Raw genomic sequence first — 3,545 nt, 5'->3', positions numbered from 1 at the left:
TAGGAGGGGTATAGCGAAAACAATGCCAATTCATAAAGTCTATAAAAAACAGTTACTTAAGTTTTCATGACGCGCAGTTTTCCTGCTTTTTTGCAAACTGCGAGTCGAAATGATGTTCTGCTTTGCGATTTGCGTTAGTGTTTTTCAGCCTCACACGCAATGAAACGATTGGCCATGGGCCAGGTACGAAAGTGCGTAAACAGGCTATCTTCGAACATGCTTTCCATCTCTTTCTGTGACAAGAAAGCGTGTTGCCATCGAGAAGCGAGACGAGCGCCAATATAAGCGGGCAGATAGGGCCTTATTGCTTCGAGCATTTTTCGTGTTCGTGATTTCTCAAACAGCGACTTGTAGGATGCGTCATCTCGATTCGCGATCGTGAAGAAAAGCTTTCCACCAGGTGCCAAATGGGAATAGAGCTTATCCAAAGTTGCTCTGTCTATCGGAGCGGGATACCCAAAAACTGCGATGGCATATATGAGGTCATAGCCATTGCGAAGCAGTTTTGCCGAGTCGACAACTCCCTCAGTGAGTTTAATGTTTTGAACATCAAGTTTTGCTCCGTGAAGTGGATGCTTCGCTGCCAACAGCATCTCTTTTGACGGATCGATACCTGTGAGCTCGTCGACGCCTTTCAGGGCGTGGAAAAAACGACCGGTTCCACAGCCCACATCGAGTGCATTAATGTTGTGTGCAAATTGACTGCACAAATGTTCGAGATGTGAGGCGACTTCTTGATTCGCGGTGGCCTTGATCTCCGTCTCATCGCTCAGTCTGTATAGTCGGGCCTCTTCAAGCTGGGCGTTGCGTTGCTTGCGACCGTTGATATCTGTGCGATTTATCTTTGGGTATCGCTTAGTAAGTAAGTTCATAAGAGGTTCCAAAAGGCTAAAACTGGGTTCATCGTTCACTCGCCAAAGTCGCGGTGTAAGTCACTTTTTTACGCAAAAAATAGCTCTCGAAGTAGCGAAAGCTCAGTTTCGCAACAATAAATGTGAGAAGGCTGGTCAACAAAAATAGTACGAGCTGATTTAGCTCTTGGTCAGCGCTTAGCCCATTTGAAGGCATGATTTTTCTGATCGCGTTGAGAGACAGCATGTGAAACATATACATGCCGTAGCTTACTTGACCTACCGCGATCAGCCATCGATGATTTAACACTGGGTAGGTAACGCTGCTCCTTGAGGTCACTGAGCAAAACACCAACGCAGCAAACAGTAGATAGGCAAAAATCTGTAAGCTGCTCTCCAGCGTTAAAAGCATTAAAGCCAGTATGAGAACAGCGAGCGGTGTGTATTTTGCGCCTAGCATTCTATGCAGCACGACGAAGGTGACTTCATTGTTCATCGCATGTGCCAGTAGTACGCCGATGCAGATCGGGATCGCGATGTTCTCAAGAATGATTGAGAGCAGATCGGAGGACGTCAGTAATAACATACCTTGTGTGGCAAGGGTGGAGACAAGAATCGCGATCAGCGCGACGGCGATCGCGCCTTTTTCTGAAAGCCAATTCTCGATTGTGGGCCACACCATGTAAAACTGTTCCTCTGCTGCGAGAGACCACGCGAAGTAAAAAATCACGCGGTCGCCATTGAGCGCGACGAAATAGTTGGAGGTGTACGTTGCGAAATAGATTAGGTTGTCAAAGAATGCGAGGCCTGCCGCCGAGTTTTTTTCCAATAAGAATACCAATACGCAGTAAATAAAGAGCACCAGGTAGTACACGGGGAAGATGCGCAAGGCGCGGCGCATGTAAAACTGTGGAAGTGAAATGCGGCCGTTTTTTTGTTTTTCTCGCAACAGCAACGAGGTGATGAGGAACCCGCTAATTACAAAAAACAGCGTCACGCCATGGTGGCCTAAAAAGAATAGGCTGTTCGAAGCGTATTGATCTCCTGCCACGTGGTGCCAGATGACCGCTAAAATACTCAAGCATCTTAGGCCGTCAAGTGAGTGAAAGTGTTTGCTTTGTTTAAAGTCCATAAAGGCCACGTGTGATGCGCTTTTCTCGCGTAACCAGAGTGTCGCCTGAAGGTCGGGTGACATGATCTGCGTCATAGATGTTCTCACTGAAATTGACTTTGAATAAACTGTTTGCATGGTGCGTGCCATAAAATAAAGATCATTAAAAACAATGATTTAAGGTATTTTCGTTGCGGAGCTGGCGGGCGCCTTTTGCAATATGCAATGCAGGATGCGCGAGGCCTTTACTCGGCCTGCTCTCTGATCGTTTCAGTGATGATGTCTTGAGCATGTTGATTGGGAAATATGTCTATTCCAAGCGTACTCTTTGCGTAATAAACCGCAGCACCAGCGACAAAGATCGTGGCTATCCAAACAATTAGGGTGCTCACAATATGTGCGGATAATTTCAGCATTTTGCCGTAATTTGTTCCGAAGTTCGGGATGAGTCGGCGCTTGTCTTCACCGAGATAGAACACGCAGTAAAAGCGTTTGAACAGCCAAAATGTCAGCTCAAGCGAAAAGATTTTTTTCGACGGTACGGGTATGGCTCTGTCGATCACCCGCTTGATTTCCCGCGCTTGTTCGGTTGAGAGGTCATTTCTGAGCCCCTCAGGTAGCTGAGAGAAGTAATATTCGCTGTTGCGTCTACTACTGTCTTGTTGCCGCTTCGATGCACACATCGCGTTCTTTTCATGCTGGTGCTCAGCGTGGTTAGATTGTTGTGACACAGAGAGGCCTCATAGTTTGGATAGTGGGGGCAGATATTGTCTCTGCCTTGGCGTTGTTCTTGGGCGTCATTGGTGTTTGACGCATGCGCTTCATTGCAGCGATGAGCGCGAAAACGAACATCAGTTGGTAGTAGTTGTTGGTTTGCTTGATCACCCATTCGAGGGATGTCTGTAAATACACTTGGGTTAGCGCGCCAAGCAAGGCGACTGCAATGTAACGCGCGGGGTGATCTTTCATGCGAATCAGGTTGACCAAATTTACAAAGTAGAAGTAGAGCAGCATGAGCAAAAACGCCCCTAACGCGAGCCACCCGGCTTCCGCAGCGATCATGAGATAGGCGGTTTCTACTAGACCGCGGCGAGTACTATCTGGACTGATCTCTTTCGGGATATGGGCGCCATAAGGATAGGGGTCGTTAATCTTGTGGCCAAAATTATTCAGCCCGACACCTAAAATGTTTTCGTTCGCCATTTTGACAGCGGCTTGCGCGAGATAAATACGTGTTAGCCCTGATTCTTCCGGCGCGGTGGAGAATCGTTCAATGATCGAGTCCGATGCTTTATAAAGTGCTGCTGAGCCGACAAGGGGCATGATTATGACGATGATCCACTTCCGGCGGCGTAAGAACTTTTGTTCTCGATCATTCAAGAACATAGAGACGCAAAATACGATGATGCTGTTCAGCGCAAACAAAGCGAGGCCCGCTCTGGAAAGCGTAGACAGCACGCAAAAGGCTGACATGCCAAACAGTAAGAACCACAACGGCGCATTAGCAGAGCGATCGTTCAACACTTTCGCAAGCGCCAGTGACCCTAGAATCGAAATGTATAAGGTGAGTGAGTTTTGGTGTG

4 protein-coding genes are annotated in these 3,545 nt (G+C 47.6%); all 4 read right to left on the bottom strand.

The window, feature by feature from the left end:
* Positions 1 to 134 precede the first annotated feature (134 nt).
* On the bottom strand, positions 135 to 872 hold the full coding sequence (locus A3751_RS05230; RefSeq protein WP_068453068.1) for a bifunctional 2-polyprenyl-6-hydroxyphenol methylase/3-demethylubiquinol 3-O-methyltransferase UbiG: 738 nt from the start codon (positions 870 to 872) through the stop codon (positions 135 to 137).
* A gap of 28 nt (positions 873 to 900) precedes the next feature.
* Positions 901 to 2,058 carry an acyltransferase gene (locus tag A3751_RS05225; protein WP_068453065.1) on the bottom strand — a complete coding sequence of 386 codons (1,158 nt, stop codon included), beginning with the start codon at positions 2,056 to 2,058 and terminating at the stop codon, positions 901 to 903.
* A gap of 149 nt (positions 2,059 to 2,207) precedes the next feature.
* The gene (locus A3751_RS05220; RefSeq protein WP_068522272.1) at positions 2,208 to 2,693 is read right to left on the bottom strand and encodes a hypothetical protein; all 486 of its coding nucleotides are present in this window, start codon (positions 2,691 to 2,693) and stop codon (positions 2,208 to 2,210) included.
* Positions 2,677 to 3,545: O-antigen ligase (locus A3751_RS05215; RefSeq protein WP_231876843.1), on the bottom strand; the 869-nt coding region annotated here is incomplete at its 5' end. The genes A3751_RS05215 and A3751_RS05220, both read right to left, overlap by 17 nt.

This window comes from Oleiphilus sp. HI0080 (assembly GCF_001635135.1).
Note: the sequence above shows the minus strand (reverse complement) of the source record. Positions and strands in the feature narration are given on the sequence as shown.

Excerpts from the sequence above, each read along its gene's own strand:
- A3751_RS05230 (WP_068453068.1), bottom strand. The coding sequence starts at position 872 with ATGAACTTACTTACTAAGCGATACCCAAAGATAAATCGCACAGATATC.
- A3751_RS05225 (WP_068453065.1), bottom strand. The coding sequence starts at position 2,058 with ATGACGCAGATCATGTCACCCGACCTTCAGGCGACACTCTGGTTACGC.